18 protein-coding genes and 2 rRNA genes are annotated in these 23711 nt (G+C 60.0%); 13 read left to right on the top strand and 7 right to left on the bottom strand.

The features are described from left to right. The first annotated feature begins 269 nt into the window (after positions 1-269). Both VGU25_14235 and rrf read left to right on the top strand, forming a co-directional pair. Positions 270-3216, top strand: a 23S ribosomal RNA gene (locus VGU25_14235). A gap of 140 nt (positions 3217-3356) precedes the next feature. Then, a 5S ribosomal RNA gene (gene rrf, locus VGU25_14230) occupies positions 3357-3473 on the top strand. A gap of 245 nt (positions 3474-3718) precedes the next feature. Here rrf and VGU25_14225 read toward each other — a convergent pair. From VGU25_14225 to VGU25_14205, 5 genes are all read right to left on the bottom strand, one after another. Continuing rightward, positions 3719-5491 (bottom strand): DUF4097 family beta strand repeat-containing protein, encoded by a 1773-nt coding sequence (locus VGU25_14225; GenBank protein HEV2578361.1) that lies wholly within the window; start codon positions 5489-5491, stop codon positions 3719-3721. 2 nt (positions 5492-5493) lie between these two features. Continuing rightward, a complete protein-coding gene (locus VGU25_14220) occupies positions 5494-6873 on the bottom strand; it encodes a hypothetical protein (protein ID HEV2578360.1) in 1380 nt (459 codons plus the stop codon). Positions 6874-6958: 85 nt separating this feature from the next. Next, complete coding sequence (locus VGU25_14215) at positions 6959-7765, bottom strand: zf-HC2 domain-containing protein (GenBank protein HEV2578359.1); 807 nt, start codon at positions 7763-7765, stop codon at positions 6959-6961. Between the two features lie 2 nt (positions 7766-7767). Further along, a complete protein-coding gene (locus VGU25_14210; GenBank protein HEV2578358.1) occupies positions 7768-8433 on the bottom strand; it encodes a sigma-70 family RNA polymerase sigma factor in 666 nt (221 codons plus the stop codon). 306 nt (positions 8434-8739) lie between these two features. Then, positions 8740-9291 carry a superoxide dismutase family protein gene (locus VGU25_14205; GenBank protein ID HEV2578357.1) on the bottom strand — a complete coding sequence of 184 codons (552 nt, stop codon included), beginning with the start codon at positions 9289-9291 and terminating at the stop codon, positions 8740-8742. A gap of 143 nt (positions 9292-9434) precedes the next feature. Between VGU25_14205 and VGU25_14200 the strand changes: the two genes are divergently transcribed. The 8 genes from VGU25_14200 to VGU25_14165 all read left to right on the top strand — a co-directional run bounded on the left by VGU25_14200 (position 9435) and on the right by VGU25_14165 (position 18694). Then, positions 9435-10061, top strand: coding sequence for a thymidine kinase (locus tag VGU25_14200; protein ID HEV2578356.1), 627 nt, complete (start codon positions 9435-9437; stop codon positions 10059-10061). A 209-nt stretch (positions 10062-10270) separates the two neighbouring features. Continuing rightward, positions 10271-11773 carry a DUF1570 domain-containing protein gene (locus VGU25_14195; GenBank protein HEV2578355.1) on the top strand — a complete coding sequence of 501 codons (1503 nt, stop codon included), beginning with the start codon at positions 10271-10273 and terminating at the stop codon, positions 11771-11773. 61 nt (positions 11774-11834) lie between these two features. Continuing rightward, complete coding sequence (locus VGU25_14190) at positions 11835-13700, top strand: tetratricopeptide repeat protein (GenBank protein HEV2578354.1); 1866 nt, start codon at positions 11835-11837, stop codon at positions 13698-13700. 309 nt (positions 13701-14009) lie between these two features. Beyond that, the gene (locus VGU25_14185; protein HEV2578353.1) at positions 14010-14288 is read left to right on the top strand and encodes a hypothetical protein; all 279 of its coding nucleotides are present in this window, start codon (positions 14010-14012) and stop codon (positions 14286-14288) included. Between the two features lie 393 nt (positions 14289-14681). Further along, a complete protein-coding gene (gene trpD, locus VGU25_14180) occupies positions 14682-15695 on the top strand; it encodes an anthranilate phosphoribosyltransferase (GenBank protein ID HEV2578352.1) in 1014 nt (337 codons plus the stop codon). Positions 15696-15890: 195 nt separating this feature from the next. Further along, entirely contained in the window at positions 15891-17069 is a 1179-nt protein-coding gene (sucC, locus tag VGU25_14175) for an ADP-forming succinate--CoA ligase subunit beta (protein HEV2578351.1), read from the top strand. Next, positions 17069-17959, top strand: a complete 891-nt coding sequence (gene sucD / locus VGU25_14170) for a succinate--CoA ligase subunit alpha (protein HEV2578350.1) — start codon at positions 17069-17071, stop codon at positions 17957-17959. Before sucC ends, sucD begins: the two co-directional genes overlap by 1 nt. 129 nt (positions 17960-18088) lie before the next feature. Continuing rightward, on the top strand, positions 18089-18694 hold the full coding sequence (locus VGU25_14165) for a YceI family protein (protein HEV2578349.1): 606 nt from the start codon (positions 18089-18091) through the stop codon (positions 18692-18694). Between the two features lie 49 nt (positions 18695-18743). Here the strand turns inward: VGU25_14165 and VGU25_14160 are convergent, their stop codons facing one another. Further along, a complete protein-coding gene (locus VGU25_14160; protein ID HEV2578348.1) occupies positions 18744-18911 on the bottom strand; it encodes a hypothetical protein in 168 nt (55 codons plus the stop codon). 56 nt (positions 18912-18967) lie between these two features. Between VGU25_14160 and VGU25_14155 the strand changes: the two genes are divergently transcribed. Both VGU25_14155 and ndk read left to right on the top strand, forming a co-directional pair. Continuing rightward, positions 18968-20725: a hypothetical protein gene (locus VGU25_14155; protein ID HEV2578347.1), complete on the top strand. Its 1758-nt coding sequence runs from the start codon at positions 18968-18970 to the stop codon at positions 20723-20725. 79 nt (positions 20726-20804) lie between these two features. Next, entirely contained in the window at positions 20805-21221 is a 417-nt protein-coding gene (gene ndk / locus VGU25_14150; protein HEV2578346.1) for a nucleoside-diphosphate kinase, read from the top strand. 68 nt (positions 21222-21289) lie between these two features. Here ndk and VGU25_14145 read toward each other — a convergent pair whose 3' ends face one another. Further along, positions 21290-22510, bottom strand: coding sequence for an SGNH/GDSL hydrolase family protein (locus tag VGU25_14145; GenBank protein ID HEV2578345.1), 1221 nt, complete (start codon positions 22508-22510; stop codon positions 21290-21292). Positions 22511-22577: 67 nt separating this feature from the next. Between VGU25_14145 and VGU25_14140 the strand changes: the two genes are divergently transcribed. Next, entirely contained in the window at positions 22578-23687 is a 1110-nt protein-coding gene (locus VGU25_14140; GenBank protein HEV2578344.1) for an aldose epimerase family protein, read from the top strand. Positions 23688-23711 lie beyond the last annotated feature (24 nt).

Genomic DNA, 23711 nt, shown 5'->3' with positions numbered 1-23711 from the left:
CGCGGACGATTTTTGACAACTGAATAGATTGGGTAAGCAGTATTCCTCGCAAGGGAATGCTGTTAAATAACTACAAGGCTGAGCAGCATAGCTCACGGGTTGTTTCCGTGAAACGAGCATGCTGTCAATCAGTGTTGAGTGTCTTTAGATAATTTCGGGCAACCGCTAACTCCCTAATCCAGAGTTAGAAAAGGTGCCGAAGGCGGACTAATAAACGTAGATTGCTCTACGGTCGGGGTTTTCTCCCGATGCGTGCGAGTAAATTCTATGGTCAAGCTACTAAGGGCGCACGGTGGATGCCTTGGCAGAAACAGGCGATGAAGGACGTGGCAAGCTGCGATAAGCTTCGGGGAGCCGCACACAGGCTTTGATCCGGAGATTTCCGAATGGGGAAACCCACATACGCAAACCGTATGTATGTCTCACTGAATTCATAGGTGAGAACAAGCGAACGGAGGGAAGTGAACCATCTCAGTACCTCCAGGAAAATAAAGAAACCTCGATTCCGATAGTAGTGGCGAGCGAACTCGGAACAGCCCAAACCCGTAGCATCTAGGTGTTTCGGGGGTTGTAGGGCCTGCAACAGTAGAGTTACCAATCCGGTCTTTAGCCGAAGCCAGTGGAAACTGGCCCCACAGAGCGTGACAGGCGCGTAGACGAAAAAGATCCGGACTCGAAGCAGGTACCTGAGTAAGGCGGGGCACGAGAAACCCTGCTTGAATCCACGGGGACCATCCCGTAAGGCTAAATACTCGTTTCTGACCGATAGTGAACCAGTACCGTGAGGGAAAGGCGAAAAGAACCCCGAGAGGGGAGTGAAATAGTACCTGAAACCGTGTGCCTACAAGCAGTGGGAGGACTATGCCCGTAAGGGAATGTCTGACCGCGTGCCTATTGCATAATGAGCCGGCTAGTTATTCTTGTCAGCAAGGTTAAGCGTGAGCGAGCCGCAGCGAAAGCGAGTCTGAATAGGGCGTTCAGTTGGCAGGAATAGACGCGAAGCGGGATGATCTACCCTTGGCCAGGTTGAAGGTGAGGTAACACTCACTGGAGGACCGAACCGGTGTTTGTTGAAAAAAGCTCGGATGAGCTGAGGGTAGGGGTGAAAGGCTAATCAAATTCCGTGATAGCTCGTTCTCTCCGAAATAGCTTTAGGGCTAGCGTCGGGTGATTTGGATCGGTGGTAGAGACATGGATGGACTAGGGGGCTTTCCGGCTTACTGAATCCAACCAAACTTCGAATGCCGATCACAACCAGCCCGGCAGTCAGACTGTGGGGGCTAAGCTTCACAGTCGAGAGGAAAACAGTCCAGACCGCCTGCTAAGGTCCCCAAATTACAGTTAAGTGGGAAAGGAAGTCGGAACGCTCAGACAGCCAGGAGGTTGGCTTAGAAGCAGCCATCCTTTAAAGAAAGCGTAATAGCTCACTGGTCAAGCGGTCCGGTGCCGACAATACAACGGGGCTAAAACTGTATACCGAAGCAGCGGATGCACACATTAGTGTGCGTGGTAGGAGAGCATTCTCTAGTCATCGAAGCGTAACTGAGAAGATACGTGGAGGTTAGAGAAGAGACCCTGCCGGCATAAGTAGCGATAAGGAAGGTGCGAACCCTTCCCGCCGAAAGTCTAAGGTTTCCTGAGTAAAGTTAATCTGCTCAGGGTTAGGCGGTCCCTAAGCTGAGGCCGAAAGGCGTAAGCGATGGACATCCGGTTAATATTCCGGACCTCCCAGTATTTCGTTATTACGATGGGGTGACGCATAAGGATAGGCTGGTCGTCATATGGCTATGGCGGTCGATGCGCGTGAAGCTGGTTTCTCTAGGCAAATCCGGAGAGACTTAACAGTGAGGCGCAAAGCAAACCCGTATGGGTGTAAGCAGCTGATTTCATGGTGCCAAGAAAAACCTCTAAGGAGAAAGATTGGGAACCGTACCACAAACCGACACAGGTAGACGAGGACAATATCCAAAGGCGCTCGAGTGAAGGCTTGTTAAGGAACTCGGCAAATTAGACCCGTAACTTCGGGAGAAGGGTCGCCCTCCAGTGTTCATAGCACAGGAGGGCCGCAGTGAAACGCGTACGGCGACTGTTTAACAAAAACACAGGTCTCTGCAAAGTCGAAAACGACGTATAGGGGCTGACTCCTGCCCGGTGCCGGAAGGTTAAAGAGAGAGGTTAGCCGCAAGGCGAAGCTTTGAACTGAAGCCCCGGTGAACGGCGGCCGTAACTATAACGGTCCTAAGGTAGCGAAATTCCTTGTCGGGTAAGTTCCGACCTGCACGAATGGAGTAACGATCGTACGACTGTCTTAACGAGTTGCTCGGCGAACTTGTAGTACCGGTGAAGATGCCGGTTACCCGCAGCTAGACGAAAAGACCCCGTGCACCTTTACTATACTTTTACAGTGGGTTACGGCAATTGCTGCGCAGGATAGGTGGGAGGCTTTGAGGCCAGGTTCTCGGACTTGGCGGAGCCAACGGTGAGATACCACCCTGCGATTGTTGTGATCCTAACCTCCACCCATTATCTGGGTGAGGGACACTGTAAGACGGGTAGTTTGACTGGGGCGGTCGCCTCCTAAATTGTAACGGAGGCGCGCGAAGCTACACTCAGGTCGTTTGGAAATCGACCGTCGAGTGCAAAGGCATAAGTGTGGTTAACTGCAAGACCTACAAGTCGAGCAGATGCGAAAGCAGGCCTTAGTGATCCGGTGGTTCTGTATGGAAGGGCCATCGCTCAACGGATAAAAGGTACGCCGGGGATAACAGGCTGATCATTGCCAAGAGTTCATATCGACGCAATGGTTTGGCACCTCGATGTCGGCTCATCGCATCCTGGAGCTGTAGAAGGTTCCAAGGGTTAGGCTGTTCGCCTATTAAAGCGGTACGTGAGCTGGGTTCAGAACGTCGCGAGACAGTTCGGTCTCTATCTGCTGTGGGCGTAGGAGATTTGAAGAGGGCTGTCCTTAGTACGAGAGGACCGGGATGGACGAACCTCTTGTGTTCCAGTTGTCCTGCCAAGGGCACGGCTGGGTAGCGAAGTTCGGTTGTGATAACCGCTGAATGCATATAAGCGGGAAGCACGCTCTGAGATGAGATCTCCCAACCCGTAAGGGTAATGAAGGGCCCAGGAAGACCACCTGGTTGATAGGCTGGATGTTGAAGCGCAGTAATGCGTGTAGCTTACCAGTACTAATCGCCCGTTCGGCTTGTCCATAGAATTTACTCTGCGCAAAATTAGTCCAATTTTCGCTGGAGACATTCAACACAAGCCTCGTAGTTATAGGTTTCTACTAATTAGAAAAACCTCCCAATCTATTCAGTTGTGAACGATCGCGCCGCGATCTTCGACAATTTGCCGGTGAGTTTACCGCGAGGGTCCCACCCGTTCCCATCCCGAACACGGAAGTTAAGCCTCGTTGGGCCGATGGTACTGCACGCGCAAGTGTGTGGGAGATTAGGTGATCGCCGGCATTAATTACGAAAAGCCCACCCTCTAGGTGGGCTTTTCTGTTTTTGAAATTCATCCGCAGGCTCGCAGCGTTCGGCACTTCTGCCAGACCTTAATCGTCGCCATCGATCCCGGCGCACCACCACCAGCTGGCAGCCAGGCAAGGCAGCTTCGCGCACAATATTCCTAATCCCTGAAATCTTCCGCAATTGCCCCCGCGGGTGATACAGGTGTCCAGACCCCACGGACCTCCTGCCTGCGCAGCTTCTTAAAGCAGATCCGCAGTCCGGCGATGCGAACGCCGTGCAGCCGACGTTGTCTTCGGCACCGCCGGTGGAGCGGGAGTTGCCACCGGCGTTTGGTCCGTCTGCGGAGCCGCCTTTGCATGCCGCTTCGGAATCTCCTGAACCTTCGGCGCTGGCGGGACCGCCGGCGTCTCCGGCGCAGTGCTCAGCTTTGGCGGAGCAGGCGGTGTCGGCGGCAATGGCGCGGCAACAGCCTTGCGAATCGTCACGTCTCCGTCGGTCGTCTCGACCCGGATCTGCGGTCCGCCGCTGCCTACCTTCCCATTGAGGCGATGCATATCGCCTTCACCCTGCGAGTCCAGCCCGAAGTCGTTCTCCAGATCGCCGTTTCGTGTCTGCGCATTCAGCACGAACCCGGCGTGCTCCGGCAGGCCTAGGTCCACTGACCCGTGCTCGTTTGTGATCGTGACCGGTGCCACGGGAGCCGCATTTGTCACCGCGACCGCGCCATTCCGGTTCGACACCGTCACCGGCCCCGACACATCATCCAGCTCAATCGTGCGATTCCGCGTCGTCAGCGTCACCGGCCCGAGCAGCTTATTTCCCTGCAGGTTCCCGCTCTCAATCTCCAGCTCGCCGTCCACCCGAGCCGTCGCGAACTTCGTCCTGCTCGTCTCGAACCGCAGCGGCCCATTGATCTGCTCCGCGTGCGTCGTGCCAAAAAAATCGCCCTGCAGCATCACCGCGCCGTCGATATTCGACAGCGAGATGTCGCCGGCGCGGCCCTGCACCGTAAACGCCCCAGTCACACTCTTTGCGCTCACGCTCGAGTCATCATCGTTCACCTGCGCCAGCACGGTGCCGTCGATCCCCGTCAGGTCAACATCGCCCTTACGAGCCGTAATCGTCACGCCGCCGCGCAACTCGCTCACCCGCACGTCGCCGTGGTCTGAACTGACCGAGACACCCGCGCCATGCGGCATTTCGATCGTAAGATCCGCCTGCCCCTGGTCCACATGCGGCACATCGACCACCAGGTTGTTTCCCTGTGTCGAGAACGTCGGCTGCATCTGGCGCGCCCGCTCATCGGCATCGCTGTCGCGCCATGCGTACACCTGTTTGTGCACACTCACATGCACCTGGCCGTCCTCGCTGGACCCGGTCACGGCAATATCGCCCCACGGGTTATGCACCACCAGCATGCCGCCCTGCGGCATCGCCTGGCTTAGCGAGTCATCCGACTCATGCGCCTCGCCGAACACCCGATCCAGGCCGCCAAAATCATGTCCCAGCCAATAGTGCTCATGCCACGCCGTACTGTTCTCGGCCCAGCGCGCCCATATCCCGCAACATGCCAGGACGATGAGCAGAAAAACCGCGCCCCCGCTCAGCACATGACTCGGCACCTGCTGGCCGCTGTCCTCCATGCGCTGCAGGTCGAAGAACCATTCGACCAGCAAAATCAGGCCTGCCACAATCAGCACAGCCGGCCACCAGCGCGCATACCAGTCAAAACTGTGCGCCCATGAGAGCCGCCCTGTCTGTTCCAGTAGAAAGATGATTCCCAGCGTCACCAGCACCAGCGGGCCGACGATCGATCTCCGCCTCAGATACCGCTGCTGCATCCTATATTGGTCACGCATCCAGCGCGCCTGTAGCTTGGCTGCTCGCCGCTGCGCCTTCCACGCTCGCCGGTCGTAGGCTGACCCTGCTCCGTAGTTGCCTCCGGATCCGTAGCCCGGTCCCGAGCCATAGCCCTGCGGTGGCGGGGGCGGTGGCGGTGGATAGCTTGCCATCTCTACTGCCCGCCCTTTCGCGTGTCAGCGGCGGGCGTGTGCGGAGGCAGTGGCCCACCCAATCCATACGACGAACCCATCGTGCGCTCCAGGATCAGCAGCGCCCCGAATGCGATTAGCAGCACGCCCCAGGTCTGGCCCAGCGTTCGGATCCCTGCCGCCTGCAGCGCAAACAGCAGCGCAAGCACAAGAAGCATCACCGGTCCCCGAATCTGGCACATCAGCCTCGGTCCCACCCCCGCGGCCAGCGGATCCGTCTCGCCCACCATCTTGCTCCATCCGTGCACCATCTCGATCCGCCGGAACAGCAGATACGTCCCCAGCGCCGCCAGGCAGATCGCCGCAATCCACGATCCGCCCAGCCGCCACGAAGCATTCAGGTTCGCGAGCAGGAAGATCAATCCCAACGCAATCAGCCACGCCGCGCCAACAGGGAAGCGTCGAGAAGGTGGCATGGGCGGCATCGGTGGAATCGGTCCCACCGGCCCACCGGCAGAACTATGCCACGGCTCACCAGCGTACGTGCTCGTATACGGAGGCTGCGTCCAGGTGCCTGAGCTCCCACTCGCCGGCCCGGCGTACGCAGTTGGCTGCACCGGAGGCGGCGGTGGTGGCGCCGTCGTTGCCGTGGCAAAGTTCGTCGGCGGCACATAGCCTGCCCAGTTCGGTCCGCCTGCTGGTCCCTGGCTCGCGCTCGCGGTTCCCGCCGGCGCTGTTGTTGCACTCGCCCATCCCGCCGTCGTCGAGCTCGTCACCGGCCGCGCTGCACTCCCTGGCCAGTTCCGCCCAAATCCAAGGCGATCGCCGATTTCGTTCAACGCAAACGCATTCGGCAGCGGTGTGCCGTCTTTGCGGGCCTTCGCCGTCTGGTACGCATCCACCGCTTGGTACACAATCCAGGCGAGTACCAGCAGGCTGAAAACGCCGTTGACATTGTTCGACAGCGAGTCCAGGACCACGAAGATCACCAGATGAGCGAGCCCCTTCGCATACTGTCCGTTGTACGCCGCGCCCACACCCGGAATCAGGCCTAGAAGCGCAGCCAGCCACGGGCTCGGCTCATTGCCCGTTGGCGCTCCCGGCGGCACCCCAGCGGGGCCATTCACCGGCGTCCAGCCAGTAGCGCTCGCGCCGCTGCCCGGAATTCCCGCTGATCCGCCCGCCGGTGCTCCGGAACCCGCAACAGGACTTGCTCCTTCCAGTCGTGCCACAAGGCAGGGTTCGCAATAGACCGCCGAGCCCGCTCGCCGAACCGTCTCGTTCGTCAATCCTTTGCCGCACTGCTGGCAGAACGCTACGCGCTCGCCCGCCTCTGCCGCCTGTCCTTCAGGCGCGGCGTTCCGTTCGCCTGGTCCTGATGTTTCAAAAATCCCGTCGCTCATTTCGCTCACCCTCCCTTCTCGGTCCTCTGTTCTGCGGGGACCGGTAACTTGCACTGCTGGATCCCATCAACTTCCGAAGCCCTTCTTACAAGCCCTTCTTGTGCGGAGCCGGCGCGGCCTGCTGCTCGGGCTGTTGCTGCGTCGTGCTGCCCGGCTGCGTTGTGGTGCTCGGCTGTACCGTAAAATTCGTATCCTCGCGTTCGGCCAGCGGACCTTCGCCGCGCAGCTCGCTCACGCGCGACTCCACCTGGTACACCACCCGCATGTTCTGGAAGTTCCTCGCCGCCGTCGCGCTCGCCTCGGCCACATTGCGCCGAATCCCGGAAGGCGTAAAGTCTGACGCCCGCAGGTTCTTCAGCCGCACGCCCGTCAGGTTCAGCGTCAGCGCAATCGAAACAAACGCCATCGCTGCCGTCATTGCAATCCGCGGCTGGAAGGTCGCCCGCCTGGTCTCGATCCGGAAGACATCAACTACCTTCCGCATCACCGAGCTCAGCGCCCACGCCGGTGCAGGCTCGCGCACCGGCACAACGGGCAGGGAAGCAACGTCGGGATCAACGACACCCTGGGTGCCCCATTCATGCGCATCGCGCATGGGTGGGGTTGCAAACGCCTGGTTCTCTTCGGCTCCCGTCGTCTCCGCCAGAATCTTCGCCAGCAACGCCGCCGGAGGCTCCGGTGTATGGCCCTTCAGCATGCCCAGCCACGCCGCTCCGCGCTGTGCCTCTTCGTACTCCTTCGCGCACGACGCGCAGTGCTTCACATGCAGATCAAACACCCGGCGGTCGGCCTCAGTAAGCGTGCCGTCCACCGCATCCGGGCACATCGCCTCGCATACCACGCATTCCGTCGGCTTCTCATTCATCTCATCGAATTTGCGCCAATCTGTCACGCCTACATCACCTTCCCTTCCATGCCCTTCAACAGCCGCGCCAGCTCACTGCGGCCGCGGCTGATCCTGCTCTTTACCGTTCCCTGCGGAATTCCCAAAATTTCCGCTATCTCCTTGTAATCCATATCTTCCAGATCGCGAAGGATAACAGCCTCGCGCAGCTCCGGCGAAACCTTTGCCAGTGCATGCTGAATCTGCGCTTTCAGCTCGAGCCCGGCCACGTGGTGATCCTGGCCGGGTCTCGAGTCCGCCAGTCGTTCCAGCTTGCTCGGGCCATCGTCCTCCCCGTCCAGCGACTCATCCAGCGAATCGCTCGCCCGGTCCATTCTGCTGCGACGGTAGTTGTCCACCAGCAGATTACGGGTCAGCGTCGTCAGCCACGTCCCAAAGCTTCCGCGCGCCGGATCGAAGTTCCCAAGGTTGCGGAACATCTTCAGGAAAACCTCTTGCGTCAGGTCCTCCGCCTCGGTCGCCGACCCGGTAAACCGGTAGCAGAGCCCATACACCTTCCGATGCTGTGTCCGGGCCAACTGCTCCCACGCGGCCGCGTCGCCCGCCAGGCACCGAGCCGCCAGCTCTGCCAGCGCAGCCTGTTCGGCGGTCACGGCCGCCCGTTCCAACCCAGCCTGAGAATCCGGCTCTTCTGGCGCGAGCCGCGTCTCTCTCACAGCCCTCTCCTCGCTCGACCGTCCCCGCGCATCCCCCATCGGGGCCTCGCGTCGGATCGGCCTTCCCGCTGGCTCGCGCCTGGCCAGCCTGGTTCCCCATCCCGCAGTTCCACTGCGATCAATCAATGCCGGGATTGTTGCCGCCGTCATGGTCTCTCTTACGCAACCCCGGCCTGGAAAGTTCCCTTATCCTTCGCCGTCCGACGAACCTAAATCCTGTCCCGGACGGCTTTTCCGCCGCTCCCGCCCCGGACCCGCACGCCGCGCTTTATTCACTACTCACTATTCACTATTCACTTGCTTCCCTCACTCCTTCACCACCCCGCAAGCAATCCTGTTCCCCGAGTTCCCACTCGGGTCCGTCTTCTGATCGTCGCCATGCTCATGCACCACAACGCTCGTCCCGCCATTCGCAAAGATCGAGTTCGGCAGATTCGGGTCCATCGACACATCCTTCAGCACAAAACTCGCCTCGCCCCGATGATTCTCGCCAACCGACACATTCGCCGGCAGATCCCCGGCGTGATGCCCCTCCGGGTTCTCAAACCCATGATGCTTCCCCAGCGGGTTGAAGTGCCCGCCCGCGGCATGAAAATCCGGCGCGTCACACACCGCATGCTCATGAATATGCACCGCATGCTCCCCAAACGGCACATTCTCCAGCTTCACCGTCATCTTCACGCCCTGCTTCACCTGCCTGAACGTCACCGTCCCCGCGGGCTGCCCCTGCGAGCCGATCAGCTTCACCTTCACCTCATTCGTTGTCCTCTTCGCCGTCTGGTCGGTCTGCGCTCCGGCCGCACCGACCCCCATCGCCAACCCCACGCCGCACGCCAAAATCAGCATTCCTCGCCGCATACCTTCACCTCACAAAAACCGCTGAGAAAGGAACACCGCCAGCATACTCGCCTTCGCCCTTCACTAACCACTAACGACTAACCACTAACCACTCATTCCCGCACCACATATCCACCGCGCCTCCCGATACCCTATCCCCAACCATGTCCACCGCTCCCGGCGTGCTCGAAGTCATCACCGGCCCCATGTTCTCCGGCAAATCCGAGGAACTCATCCGCCGCCTCAAGCGCGCCCGCATCGCCCGCCAACGCGTCGCCTGCTACAAGCCCGACATCGATCTCCGCTATCACCGCACCTCCATCGCCTCGCACTCCTCGCAAACCCACGACGCCGTCCCCATCGCCTCCGTCGAAGAGCTCCGCTCCATCCTCCACCCGCAGCTCGACTCCATCGAAGTCGTCGGCATCGACGAAGTCCAGTTCCTCTCGCCCGAAATCATCCCCTTCGCCCTCGAGCTCATCGCCCTCGGCAAGCGCGTCATCTTCGCCGGCCTCGACACCACCTTCGCCAACGAGCCCTTCGGGCCCGTCCCCAACCTCATGGCGCTCGCCGACAAGGTCACCAAGCTCTCCGCCGTCTGCATGGTCTGCGGCCAGCCCGCCATCCACACCCAGCGCCTCGGCCAGTCTCAGGAGCTCGTCGTCGTCGGCGCCACCGGCCTCTACGAAGCCCGCTGCCGCGCCCACTTCACCCCGCACCTCGACGCCGCCGGCTCCGAACAACTCGAACTCCCCGCGCAGCCCGAACTCCCCGCCACCGTCACCACCTGAGCCTCTCGCCGAGCTCGACGTTAAGCAACATTCCCGTCATCCTGAGCGAAGTTTGACGCGCAGCGTCGAACGGAGTCGAAGGACCCCGAGGACGTTCGCCCCACCGATACCCCCGAACCTTTTCTACCGACGACCCCATCCTTCACGAGCCTTCCCCCCAAAATCGCATAGCCATCGCCACCCATTTGCGCTACGCTTTCCCCGAAACCATGCGCATCCGTCTGCTCGCGATCCTTGCCTTCGGGCTCCTCTGTCTTCCCGCGTCTGCCGCCTCCCATTGGGTCGAAATCCGCAGCCCTCACTTCGTCGTCCTCACCGACGCCGACGAGGCCACCGGTCGCCGCACCGCCGGTCAGCTCGAACGCATGCGTGCCTTCTTTCAAAGCGTGCTGCCCAACGCCTCCAACGACGCCGACCTGCCCATCACCGTCCTCGCGCTCCAGGACGAAAACAGTTTCAAGTCCGTCATCCCAGCCGCATATCTCGCCAAGGGTCAGGCACGTCTCGCCGGCTTCTTCTCCCCCATGGGCGACCGCAACTACATCACCCTCGAGACCGACCTTCCCCTTGCCCATCCCTACTCCGTCATCTACCACGAGTACACCCACTTCATCCTGCGCAAGGACTACTGGCTTCCGCTCTGGCTGAACGAAGGCATGGCGCAGTACTTCGAGAACACCGACATCAACAACTCGCAAATCTCCTTCGGTCAGCCTGACTTCAATCAGGTCCGCTATCTCAATCAGCGCATGCAACTGCTCCCGCTGCCCGTTCTCTTCAAGGTCGACCACCGCTCGCCCTACTATCATGAAGAGGACAAGATCTCCGTCTTCTACATCGAGTCCTGGGCGCTCACCCACATGCTTGAGACCGAAGACTTTCAGAACAAAACTCAAAGGATTCCCGAATACAACCGCCGCATCGCCGGTGGCGAAGATCCGGTCAGCGCTGCTCAGCACGCCTTCGGCGATCTGGACGCGCTTCAGAAGCAGCTCACCGCCTACGTCGCTCAGATCGGCTTTCAGGGCATTCGTCTCCGCATGAACTTCAACATCGACGACAGCACGTTCAAGGCGTCGCCAATCTCCACCGATCAGGCCGATGTCGTTCGTGCCGACGTCCTCATCCACGACGGCCGCGCCGCGGAAGCCAAAGCGCTCGTCCAGCCCATCCTCCAGCGTGACCCGAACAACGAGCTTGCCCTCCGCGACATGGCATTCATCACCGCCGCCGAGCACGATCAGAAGGGCGCGCGCAAATGGCTCGAGCAGGCCGCCGACCTCGACCCGCAGGACTGCACCGCAAACTATTACGCGGCAGCCTTCGAGTACGGCGATTCGGCCGCATCGGCCACCAGAGAAACTCACCTCCGCCGCTGCGTCAAGTTCGCGCCCAGCTTTGCACCCGCCTACAACGACCTCGCCGACCTCCTCATCACTCAGAACCGCAATCTCGACGAAGCGCACATGCTCTCGATTCAGGCTGTCCAGCTGGACCCCTCGAGCCTCACCTTCCGCTACGCCGCGGCCGAGGCCCTTGAGGCCCAGCACAACCCCGATTCCGCCCTTATGGTGCTCACAGAAGCCAAGGCCCGCGTCGCCAGGACACCCGCCCAGCTCGCCGAGATCGACAAGCGCATCGCCCGCCTCCAGCAAGCCCAGCCAGCCGCGCCCAATCCACAACCCTCTGCCAGCGTCGCGGCTTCTCATTGAACCGCCACGCATGAAATTTTCTGGCGTTCTCCCGAGGCCTGCGTTACGCTTGCGCCCAACCATGCGCATACGTCTTGTTGCGATCTCTATCATTGCGCTGCTCTGCGTCCAGGCGCACGCCGAATCTACTCCCACTTGGCTCCAGGTCAGCACGCCGCACTTCACCGTCATCAGCGATGCCAACGAGAAACAGGCCCGCCACGTCGCCGATCAGTTCGAGCGCATGCAGGCCGTCTTTCACAGAATCCTGCCGGGTGCAAAGTCGGATCTAGCCTCTCCAATCTTCGTCCTTGCGGCTAAGAATCGGCGTGACTTCCAGGCGCTCCTTCCTGCCGATCGAATCGGCAAGGGAAGCCTCGACCTCGCCGGCTTGTTCATGCAGGGCTCTGACCGCAATTACATACTGCTCCGGCTCGATGCTGAAGGCGAGCATCCGTTCTCCACCGTCTACCACGAGTACACGCACTACATCACCCGTGAAGCCAGGCTGCCCGTCTGGCTCAACGAAGGCATCGCCGAGTTCTACCAGAACACTGATATCGACGCCCACGAGATTCGTTTCGGCCAACCCAGCGCAGCTGACCTTGAACTGCTGCGCTCGAAGACTTTGGTTCCTCTCCCCACGATCTTCGACGTGGGCTACGACTCTCCTTACTACCACGATGAGGAGAAGGGCTCGATGTTCTACTCCGAGTCGTGGGCGCTCACCTACATGCTGTACTTAAGCGACTTCACTAAAAAGACCACCTTTGTCTCGAATTATCTGAAGGCCCTCGACGCCGGCCAGACGTCGCTTACCGCGGCAGTCTCGGCCTTCGGCGATCTCGGTAAGCTCCAGAACGCGCTTAAGGACGAACTCAATCAGAGCAGCTTTAAATATCTGAGTCTGAAAATGGACACGCCCAACAACGAGGCGTCGTACAAGGTCGAAGCGCTCACTCCCGCTGACGCGAACGCTTACCGGGCGGACATTCTCGTCTGTAACAACCGCATGGACGACGCGCAGAAGGTCATCGACTCCGTTCTCGCCGCCAATCCCAACAGCGCTCTGGCCTACGAAAGCGAAGGCCTGCTGCATCTTCGCCAGAACGATATTGAAGGCGCGCGCAAAGCCTACGCCCAGTCCGCGGCCCTGCACTCCACCAGCTTCCTCGCCTGGTATTACGCAGGTGTTCTCAACATGCGTCACAGCATCAACGAAAACCCGGAGATCGAGGCCGACCTCCAGCAGTCGTTGAAGTTGAACCCGAACTTCGCCCCAGCCAACGACGCGCTTGCCGGCTACTACACCGCCACGCACAAGAATCTCGACGACGCACTCCGCCTCAGCCTCACCGCCGTCAGCGCTGAGCCGGACAACTTCCATTACCGGCTCAATAACGCGAACCTTCACATGGTCCGCAACGAAATCCCCTCGGCTCTCTCCGTCCTTGAGGCCGCCCGCCCTCTGGCCCACAACCCCGCCGAGATCGCAGAGCTCAACGCCCGCATCGAGGACATTCATCGCTTTGAAGACCGAGCCTCTGCCGCATCCGCCGTCCCGTCCGGCTCCGTCTCGACCGTTTCGTTCTCCACCCACAACGCTGATGGCAAACCCTCAGCCGTCCTTCCCGTGAACGCCGCCACCGATGACCCGCATTACCCAGACGGCCCACCCTCCGGCGCTCACCACACCGCCAGGGGCGTTCTCCACAACGTCCAGTGTTCCTATCCCACCGTCCTCACCCTGACCGTGGACGGCGGCAAACACCCAGTCGCGCTCTACACCAACAATATGTACAAGATCAGCTACACGGCGGGGAACTTCGTCCCGAAGGACGCCCTGAACCCCTGCAAACTGGACGGAATGAAGGCCGCCGTGAGCTACACCGAAGTAACCGATCCGCGGGTTGCGGGCCAGATCGTCGCGATTGAAGTAGACAAATAACGCCGCAATTTATCGCTTTTAAGAGATAAAAGTGGCTCTTTCGAAACCATCGTCTTGCGATAATCTTTCGTAACACCTCGCCCCGGCAACCTCACCCGACCGGCGTGCTATCGTACCACCAAGGTTGCAATTGAATGCACACGGTGGAAAGAGTTTTCCCTTTCCTTGGGCATGAGGGCAAACCGCAAAAGGGCACCTCACATCCAAGCCCTTTATATTGCCAACTTAGCTTCTCCATTGATTGGCATGGCAGTTGCTTCTTAGGTAAGCGAACGACAACTGCGATCAGCAGTGAGGAGACTGACACACATGGCAGCCACGCCTTTATTCACCTGCACCTGCGGAGTCCAGAAGAAGACGAGCAACCATTGGATCCTCGCCATAACCTCGGCCCACGACGTACGCTTCATGCCTTGGGACGCGAACCTCGCCCTTGAAGACAACGTCATCGTCCTCTGCGGTGAGCGCTGCGCCGCCGCTTTGCTCAGCCGTTGCCTGGGCGATTGGAAGGCCTCGGAATACACCGTAGCGGCTCCGGCAGCTGTAGTCCGCGCCGCGGCAACTCCGGCCGCTTCCGCCGCCGCGTAGCCGCGACGTCCTGCTCAGCGGCCCCGTAAAGCCGCTGAGCCCGTGCAATCCCGGCGAGACACGCCGGTGCTCGATAACCCAGGTTTCGGCCGGGGTAGACAGAGCCCGTCACACGATCCGCGCGCCGGCAGCTGGCCCGTTAGGCTCTCAAGTTCCTGTAAGCATTGACAATAATCCTTGCTACGCGCAGCTCGCCGCGACCAGTACCCCTGTTAGAATCAAGGCCCTTTAGAATCAAGACTTTGCAAATTAAAGTACAAGCCTAAGTCTTGTGTTCTGAAGACTTTGCGCAAAAGCAGGGGGGAGGGGGGTACCCACCCGTTGCCTCCCCGATTCCTCCGCCCAATTTTTCCTTCTTGCCCATCGGCTAAGTCCTGATAGCCTTGATTTTTGATGTCAATCCGAACGGAGTTGCGCCGAATTGTCGAGGATCGCGCGACGTTGAGCCGAGGTGAGGCGACAACGCTCATGCAGCGTATCCTCGCGAGCGACGTTCCCGAGATGGAACTCGCCGCGCTCCTCGGTGCAATGGCTGGGCGCGGCGAAACCGCCGCCGAGATCGCCGGCTTCGCCCAGACCCTCCGCGCACTCGCCACACCACTTCCCCTCACCGACGAAGAGCGAACCCAGATCGTCGACACCTGCGGCACTGGTGGCGACGGCAGCGGCACCTTCAACATCTCCACCGCGGCGGCGCTGGTGGCGGCCGCCGCGGGCGCCAAGGTCGCCAAGCACGGCAACCGTGCGATCACCTCACGCTGTGGCTCCGCGGACGTCCTGGACGCCCTCGGTATCCCGACAGAACACTCTCCGGACGCAGCGGCGGAGGCCCTGCGGAAGACCGGATTCTGCTTCCTGCTGGCGCCAGCGCACCATCCGGCCATGAAGGCCCTGATGCCGATCCGGCGCGCACTCGGGGTGCGCACCATCCTGCACGTGCTGGGTCCGCTGCTGAACCCCGCCGGCGCGAAGCGACAGGTGATGGGCGTCTACGCCGGCCGCCTGGTGGCCCCCGTCGCGCAAGCCATGGTGCTGCTGGGCACCACACACGGAATTGTGGTGCATGGTCATCAGGGACTCGATGAATTGTCGCTGAGCGGGCCGAGCGACGTGGCAGTCGTTCACGACGAATCGGTGCGCCTGGATACGGTTGCACCGGACGCGCTTCAACTGGGAAGAGCGCCGATCGCGGCGCTTGCCGGCGGAGATGCGCAGGCGAATGCCGCGATTCTTCGCGCGGTCTTTACCGGAGAGCGTGGACCGCGCCGCGACGTTGTTCTGCTGAACGCCGCTGCAGTTCTGGTTGTTGCGGGGCTGGCGAAGAACCTGCCGGACGGCATAGCCCGCGCAGCGGAGACAATTGACTCCGGCTCGGTCGTGCGGTTGATCGTGCGCCTGCAGCGATAGAACGAAAGACCGAAACCTCGAAAAATCCCAACATCGAAATACCGGTCAAGCGAAGAGCGGATTACCGAGATATCGAACATCGGTGCCGATAATCGCCTGACGTACTTGCTCCTCGTTTCTGCGGGTCGCTACCATGACTGGGTCACGTCACGGCACCTCTTCGGTGACATCTCAGTTAGCAATCCTGGAGCGCGCATGAAGATTCACGAGTATCAGGCCAAGGAGATTCTGCGGAAGTACGGCGTTGCCGTTCCCGCAGGTGAGATGGCCACCACGCAGGAAGAGGCTGACGCTGCGGCCAAGCAGCTCTTCTCGGCCGGCAACGCGGTTGTCGTCGTCAAGGCGCAGATCCATGCAGGTGGGCGCGGCAAAGGCGGCGGCGTCAAGCTGGCGAAGTCCATCGAGCAGGCCGACGAGTACTCGAAGGCGATCCTCGGCATGCAGCTTGTGACCCACCAGACCGGGGCGCAGGGCCAGAAGGTGCAGCGGTTGCTGATCGAGGCCGGCTCTGCCATTGCACGCGAGCTTTACCTCGGCATCGTGCTCGACCGCGCGAGCTCGCAGGTAGTCTTCATGGCGTCGCAGGCCGGCGGCATGGAGATCGAGGAGGTCGCGCACGACACGCCCGAAGCGATCTACAAGGAGTACATCGATCCGGCGATCGGATTTCAGCCGTACCAGGCCCGGCGTCTCGCATTCAAGTTGGGCCTGGAGGCCGCGCAGGTTGGTGAGGCCGTGAAGTTCATGATGGGCCTCTACCGCGCGTTCATCGAGACTGACAGCTCGCTGATGGAGATCAACCCGTTCATCACGACGAAGGACGGCAAGCTGATGGCGCTCGACTGCAAGATCAACTTCGACGACAACGCGCTCTTCCGGCATAAGGACCTGAAGGAGCTGCGTGATCTAAGCGAGGAAGATCCGCTCGAGGTCGAGGCTTCGAAGTTTGCGCTGAACTACATCAAGCTCGACGGCAACATTGCGTGCATGGTGAACGGCGCAGGGCTTGCGATGGCGACGATGGACATCATCCAATACGCCGGCGGATCGCCTGCAAACTTCCTCGACGTTGGTGGTGGAGCGAACCAGGAGCAGATTGAGAATGCGTTCGGGATTCTGCTTTCGGACAAGAACGTGAAGGCAATCTTCATCAATATTTTCGGCGGAATTCTGCGGGTTGATGTGCTGGCAACTGCCGTTGTGGCAGCAGCCAAGAAGCTGAATGTCAAACTTCCGATAGTTCTTCGTCTCGAAGGCACAAATGTCGAAGAAGGAAGAAAGATTATTGAGGAGTCGGGCTTGAAGTTCCAAGTTGGGGCCACGATGAAGGAAGCAGCAGATTTGGTGGTTGCAGCCGCGAAGGGAGTGAAGTAATGAGCGTTCTCGTAGACAAGAACACGCGGCTGATTGTGCAGGGAATCACCGGGCGCGAAGGCACGTTTCATGCGAAGGGTTGCTCGGAGTATTCGAAGCAGTTCGGCGTGGACATCGTTGTAGGCGGAGTGACGCCGGGCAAGGGTGGAACGACGCATGAGGGTTGGCCGGTCTTCAACACCGTCGAAGAGGCGGTGAAGGCGACCGGGGCGAACGCGACCATGATCTTCGTTCCGCCACCGGCCGCGGCGGACGGCATCCTCGAAGCGGCCGATGCCGGGCTGCCGCTGGTGGTGTGCATTACCGAGGGCATTCCGGTGCTGGACATGGTGAAGGTCTGGGAGGTGGTGAAGCATTCGAAGTCGCGCCTCATCGGACCGAACTGCCCGGGTGTGATTTCGCCGGGCAAGGCGAAGATCGGCATCATGCCAGGGCGCATTCACAAAGAGGGAAGCGTCGGGATCGTTTCGCGCTCCGGCACGCTGACGTATGAGGCTGTGTATCAGCTGACGACGCGTGGCATCGGGCAGTCGACAGCGATTGGGATTGGCGGCGATCCGATCGTCGGGACGACGCACATCGATGCGCTGAAGCTGCTGAACGACGATCCGGGAACGGAAGCGATCATCATGATCGGGGAGATCGGCGGAACGAACGAGGAGAAGGCTGCGGAGTTCATCAAGGCCAACGTTAAAAAGCCTGTGGTGGGATTCATTGCCGGGCAGACGGCGCCTCCGGGCCGGCGCATGGGCCATGCGGGCGCGATTATCTCGGGCGGTGAGGGGACGGCCGAGAGCAAGATGGAAGCCATGGCGAATGCGGGCATTCATGTTGTGAAGTCGCCGGCGGAGATTGGCGAGACGATGGCGAAGGTGCTGGGCAAGGCATAGCCTCCAAGCTTAGGATTCGCGAGGAACGCTTTTGCATCCAGAGGGGTGTGCCGCACTCCTGGTTGCACGTACAGTTTTCAAGGTAGGTGGATTCGCGCCGTTGGCAAGGCGACGAAAGGACACTTCGATATGCGTCTAAGCAATTCCAGCTTGTTCTCCACAGTAATTCTGGCCGGTGCGCTTGTGAGCGGTGTGAGCGCGCTCGCCCAGAAGACCACCTACGAGATCGATCCGGCGCATTCCGCGATCACATTCGGGATCAAACACATGGCTATCTCGACCGTGCATGGCCGATTTGCGATCAAGGATGGCGTGATCGAGATGGACCCGAAGAACCTGGCCGACTCGTCTGTACAGGCGACGATTGACGTAGCGAGTGTGGACACAGGGGTTTCCGCAAGGGACACGGACCTGAAGAGCCCGCACTTTTTCGATGCGGAGAAGTATCCCACGGCGACCTTCAGGAGCACGAAGGTGGTCGCTGCAGGCGACGGATATGACGTCATCGGCGACCTGAACCTGCATGGTGTGACAAAGACGGTCACGCTGCATCTCGATCCGCCGAGCAAGGAACAGATGGGACCGGGCAAAAAGCCGCGGCGCGGATTCACGGCGACGACCACGATACGCCGGCAGGATTTCGGGCTCAACTGGAATGGAACACTTCCGTCCGGCGATGCGATGCTCGGCGACGACGTGAAGATGGAGTTCGATATCGAAGCGGCGCAGAAGTAGGTCCGCTGACACTGTGAGGGCCCGGCGAGCGTGCCGGGCCTTTGTTATCTCAACGCGGCTGACTGCGATAGAAGAGCCACGCAATTCCGAAGACGATCGCAAGAAGGAACGCTAGTTCGGCGTGCGTGGTGGCGTGCAGAGCGAGGCTGACGGCTGCATCGAAAGTCCACGCGATGCAGCCGGCGAGCCAGATCCACGCAGTTTTGCGCATGAGCATTGGACGGAACAGATCATACGCCGGATGCGGCGGACGCGTGGATTACACTTTCTGGCATGCGAAAAGTGAGTGGATTGGCAGCGGCACTGCTGTGCCTGGTGAGCATCGGTGTTTCGGCGCAGGTATTTATCGTGAGTTTTCCGGCCGATCGCTCGTCGAAACAGCTGGATGGGCGCGTGCTCCTGTTGCTGTCGAATGATCCGAGTGAAGAGCCGCGGATGCAGATCGATATCTCGCCGAAGTCGCAGCAGGTATTTGGCGTGACGGTGGATGGGCTAAGGCCGGGCGAGGCTGTCGCGTTTGGCGGACAGACGACGAATGGGCCGAGGGTGGTTTCAGCGATTGCGGGTTACCCGCACCGGTCGATTGCAGAGATGCCGGCGGGCGACTACACGGTGCAGGCCGTGCTGAACGTGTATGAGACGTTTCATCGGAGCGACGGCAAGACGGTGAAGCTGCCGCCGGACATGGGCGAGGGCCAGCACTGGAACATCAAGCCGGGGAATCTGTATTCGAAGCCGATAAAGGTGCATTTTGTGCCCGGCTCCAGCCAGAGTGTGCACCTTGAGCTGTCGGAGGTGATTCCTCCGATCAAGCCGGAGGCGGACACGAAGTACATTCGCCATCTGCGGATTCAGTCGAAGCTGCTGAGCGATTTCTGGGGAACGCCGATGTACCTGAGTGCGGTGGTGATGGTGCCGCAGGGGTTCGACGAGCACCCGAACGTACACTATCCGCTGATCGTGTTTGAGGATCATTTTGAGGCGGAGTTCATGGACTTTCGCGAGACGCCGCCGGATCCGAATCTGAAGCCGGATTATTCAGAGCGGTTTCATCTGAAGGGCTACAACCGCATCGTGCAGGAGGAGGGTTACAAGAATTATCAGGACTGGATCAAGCCAAATCAGCCGCGGTTTGTGATCGTGAAGATCAATCATGCGAATCCGTACTACGACGACAGCTATGCGGTGAATTCGGCGAACCTGGGACCGTATGGCGACGCGATTGAGACGGAGTTGATTCCAGCGATCGAGAAGCAGTTTCGCGGCATCGGGCAGGGTTGGGCGCGATTTGTTTATGGCGGGTCGACGGGCGGATGGGAGTCGCTGGCCGTGCAGATGTTTTATCCGGAGCATTACAACGGGGCGTTTGTCGCGTGCCCGGACCCCGTGGATTTTCACGCATACATGACGGCCGATTTGTACGACCAGAAGAACGTTTTCTGGACGGAGGGTGCGCAGAGAAATATCGTGCAGCCGGCGATGAGGAATTACCTGGGGCAGACGTTGATCTCGATGCCGGACAACGTGGCGTATGAGGCGGCGTTGGGAGACCGCGGGCGGTCAGGGGAGCAGTTCGATATCTGGCAGGCGGTGTTTTCGCCGGTGGCAAGCGACGGATATCCGCAGCCGATTTTCGATAAGCAGACGGGCGTGATCGACCACAAAACCGCGGCGTACTGGCACGATCACTACGATCTGGATGCCATGCTGCAGCGCGATTGGGGGACGCTGGGGCCGAAGCTGCAGGGCAAGCTGCACATTTATGTCGGCTATGACGATTCGTATTTCCTGAACAATGCGGTGTACCTGATGGAGAATTTTCTGAAGCAGACGGGAACGCCGGGGCATGGCGTGCCGTATGAGGGTGAGGTGAAGTACGGGCCGAAGGCGGAGCACTGCTGGAATGGCGACTTCGATCATCCGAACTGGTACAGCCGACTGCATTACAACCAGATGTATGTGCCGCAGATTCTGGAGCGGATTCAGAAGACCGCGCCGCCGGGAGCGGACCTGACGAGCTGGCGCTACTAAGTCCTTAGAAGCTGAGCGAACAGGTACACTGGAAGAGCCAACATTTACGAGGCAAATAGAGCAGCAACAGGAGATTTCTGTGTCACAGCGCACCTTCAGCATCATCAAGCCGGACGCGGTCCGCAAGGGCTACACGGCGGCCATTCTCGCGGAGATTGAGAAGGCAGGATTCAAGATTGTCGGCATCAAGAAGATTGGACTTACCAAGGAGCAGGCAGAGGGCTTCTACTACGTGCATGCAGCGCGGCCGTTCTTCGGTGAGCTGACCACGTTCATGAGCTCGGGCACGATTGTGCCGATGGTGCTCGAGAAGGAGAATGCGATTGCCGACCTGCGCACGCTGATGGGTGCGACGGACCCGGCGAAGGCGGACGCGGGGACGATTCGCAAGAAGTATGCGTCGTCGATCGGCGAGAATGCGATCCATGGTTCGGACGCAGAGGATACGGCTGCGTTCGAGATCGGCTACTTCTTTGCGGGTTATGAACTGAAGTAGTTCTGGTTCGCTAGCGAAAGCAAACGCCCTGCTCTATGCGAGCGGGGCGTTTTCTTTGGGTGTAGTGCTTATCTGAAAAGCTTGAGGTCGATTGAGTCGCCCATTGTTTGATAGCCGGAATCGCCGGGATGCAGGTTGTCGGTGCTGCCCGCGCTGGCGGCGAAGTGTGTGGGGTCGGCTGAGTCGGCGGTGGCTTTGGCGAAGTCGATGACGCCGTCGAACTTGCCGCTGTGCAGGATGAAGTCGTTCTCGGCTTCGCGGACCTTCTCGCCTTGTGGAGACTGATACTTCGCACCGACGTAGGGTGTCAGTGTGGCGCCGATGACCTTGATGCCGTGCGCGTGAGCGCGGTCGACGAGTTGCGAGAGGGCCATCTGAAGCTGTTCGGCGGTGACGACGTCGTACGGCTTTTCCGGGTCGTATGCGTGGCCGATATCGTTGATGCCTTCGAGGATGATCAGGTACTTCACGCCGCTCTGGTCGAGGACGTCGCGGTCGAATCGCTCGAGTGCATTGGGCCCTGTGACATCGTGCAGCAGGCGATTGCCGCCGATGCCTTCGTTGAGCACGCCGAGGCGGGCGGTCTTCTTGTCGGCCTGCAGGCGACGTGCGAGCACGTCGGGCCAGCGCATGTTTTTATCAGGCGTGCTGTGAGCGCCGTCGGTGATGCTGTCGCCGAAGCAGACGATCGCGCCGGCATCGCGCGGAGCGAGGACCTCGACGGCCTTGAGGAAGGGCCAGGAGCGCACGGTTGTGGCGCCGGAGAAGTCCGCTGAAGTGAGCTGGTTGCCGGCGAGCTCGTAGTTGGTGTCGTCGGCGAAGCTGTGCTGGGTGATGGTGCTCACGGTCTGGCCGGGGACGAAGATCGTGATGGCGAGATCGCCGAGCGGAGGCAGATTGAGCGCAATGGGATCGCTGACGACCTCAGCGCCAGCGGGGATGTCGACGGCGGGCTGCCCGTGGAAGAGGGCGGGAACAGAGGCGCCCTTGACGGTGTTGCCGGGGCCGGTGAGCGCGACGGCGGCGCCACCGATCTTCAGGGTGTCGGTACCGAACGCGTTGCTGAGCACGATACGCACGGACGACCCTCCTATTGACACGTGCACGATCTCGCGCAGCGTCGTGTCGTCGGAGAAGCGGCTGTTGCTGTTACTCGAGGAAACGGGGGCGGTCGACCAGGTACCGACCCAGTGATCCTGCGCGCCGGCGCTCGCAGTGATCGCGAATGAGGCAATTAGCAGTAGGGAAGCGAGGAATTGCGATGGCGAGCGGCGAATCGTCAGAGTCATCTCGGGTCAAGTATATTGGCGGTGGTTGTTTGCCGCATCCTCACAACAACATCTGGAGCATTCCGCTTTGAACAAGCTGCTTCGCGTTATTCTGCTGACCATGACCTCGTTTACTGCCGCATCAGCCGCCACTACAGTTCAGCACAGCGTTTTCGGCCACATGCCTGATGGCCAGCCGGTGGAGATTTACACACTGAAGAGCCCGGCCGTGCAGTTGCAGGTGATCACGTACGGCGCGCGCGTCGTGAATCTGGAAACGAAGGACCGCAACGGCAAGATGGAAAACATCGTGCTCGGTTATGGAGTCTTCGATAAATACCTGCAGGGCAAGAACGGGTATATGGGCTCCGTGCCCGGGCGCTATGCAAACCGGATTGCGAACGGCCGGTTCACGCTCCAAGGCAAGCCGTATCAGATCACGACCAACGAGGGTACAACCGCGCTGCACGGTGGCAAGGAGGGCTTCGATTCCCGGAACTGGACATCGAAGGAAATTCCTTCGGGTGTCGAGTTCACTCTTGTGAGCCCGGACGGCGATCAGGGATTTCCTGGCACGCTGACGGCGCATGTGCGCTATACGCTGCACGATAACAAGGTGGCTATCGATTACAGCGCGACGACTGATAAGCCGACTGTGCTGAATCTCACCAATCACACGTATTTCAACCTGAGTGGTGATGGCAGCGGGTCGATTCTGAACGAGGTAATGAAGATCGATGCCGACAAGTTCACGCCGATCAATTCGACGTTTATCCCGACGGGACAGCTGGCGCCTGTGGCCGGAACTCCGCTCGACTTCACGAATCCGCACGTGATCGGGGAGCGCATCAACACGGATAACGAGCAGTTGAAGCTCGCGCATGGATACGATCACAACTTTGTGCTGCGTGGAAAAATGGGCGAGCTGCATCCGGCGGCGCAGGTCTACGACCCGGCGAGCGGACGCGTGCTGACGGTGGATACGACGCAGCCAGGCGTGCAGTTCTACTCCGGAAATATGCTCAATGGCAGCTTAACCAGCCGTACCGGTGCGAAGTACGAGAGCCGCACGGGCTTTTGCCTGGAGACGCAGCACTTCCCGGACTCGCCGAACCATCCGGACTTTCCGAGCACGGAGCTGAAGCCGGGGCAGACGTTCCACAGCGAAACGACGTGGACGTTTACGACGAAGAGTTAAGAGCATTTCTCCTGATGGACTCCG

It is taken from the genome of Acidobacteriaceae bacterium (assembly GCA_035944135.1).
Classification (GTDB): domain Bacteria; phylum Acidobacteriota; class Terriglobia; order Terriglobales; family Acidobacteriaceae; genus Granulicella.
The sequence above is the reverse complement of the archived record's forward strand: the minus strand, read 5'-3'. Positions and strand labels throughout refer to the sequence as shown.

Excerpts from the sequence above, each read along its gene's own strand:
- VGU25_14225 (HEV2578361.1), bottom strand. The coding sequence starts at position 5,491 with ATGGCAAGCTATCCACCGCCACCGCCCCCGCCACCGCAGGGCTATGGC.
- VGU25_14220 (HEV2578360.1), bottom strand. The coding sequence starts at position 6,873 with ATGAGCGACGGGATTTTTGAAACATCAGGACCAGGCGAACGGAACGCC.
- VGU25_14205 (HEV2578357.1), bottom strand. The coding sequence starts at position 9,291 with ATGCGGCGAGGAATGCTGATTTTGGCGTGCGGCGTGGGGTTGGCGATG.
- VGU25_14200 (HEV2578356.1), top strand. The coding sequence starts at position 9,435 with ATGTCCACCGCTCCCGGCGTGCTCGAAGTCATCACCGGCCCCATGTTC.
- VGU25_14195 (HEV2578355.1), top strand. The coding sequence starts at position 10,271 with ATGCGCATCCGTCTGCTCGCGATCCTTGCCTTCGGGCTCCTCTGTCTT.
- VGU25_14190 (HEV2578354.1), top strand. The coding sequence starts at position 11,835 with ATGCGCATACGTCTTGTTGCGATCTCTATCATTGCGCTGCTCTGCGTC.
- VGU25_14185 (HEV2578353.1), top strand. The coding sequence starts at position 14,010 with ATGGCAGCCACGCCTTTATTCACCTGCACCTGCGGAGTCCAGAAGAAG.
- trpD (HEV2578352.1), top strand. The coding sequence starts at position 14,682 with ATGTCAATCCGAACGGAGTTGCGCCGAATTGTCGAGGATCGCGCGACG.
- sucC (HEV2578351.1), top strand. The coding sequence starts at position 15,891 with ATGAAGATTCACGAGTATCAGGCCAAGGAGATTCTGCGGAAGTACGGC.
- sucD (HEV2578350.1), top strand. The coding sequence starts at position 17,069 with ATGAGCGTTCTCGTAGACAAGAACACGCGGCTGATTGTGCAGGGAATC.
- VGU25_14165 (HEV2578349.1), top strand. The coding sequence starts at position 18,089 with ATGCGTCTAAGCAATTCCAGCTTGTTCTCCACAGTAATTCTGGCCGGT.
- VGU25_14160 (HEV2578348.1), bottom strand. The coding sequence starts at position 18,911 with ATGCTCATGCGCAAAACTGCGTGGATCTGGCTCGCCGGCTGCATCGCG.
- VGU25_14155 (HEV2578347.1), top strand. The coding sequence starts at position 18,968 with ATGCGAAAAGTGAGTGGATTGGCAGCGGCACTGCTGTGCCTGGTGAGC.
- VGU25_14145 (HEV2578345.1), bottom strand. The coding sequence starts at position 22,510 with ATGACTCTGACGATTCGCCGCTCGCCATCGCAATTCCTCGCTTCCCTA.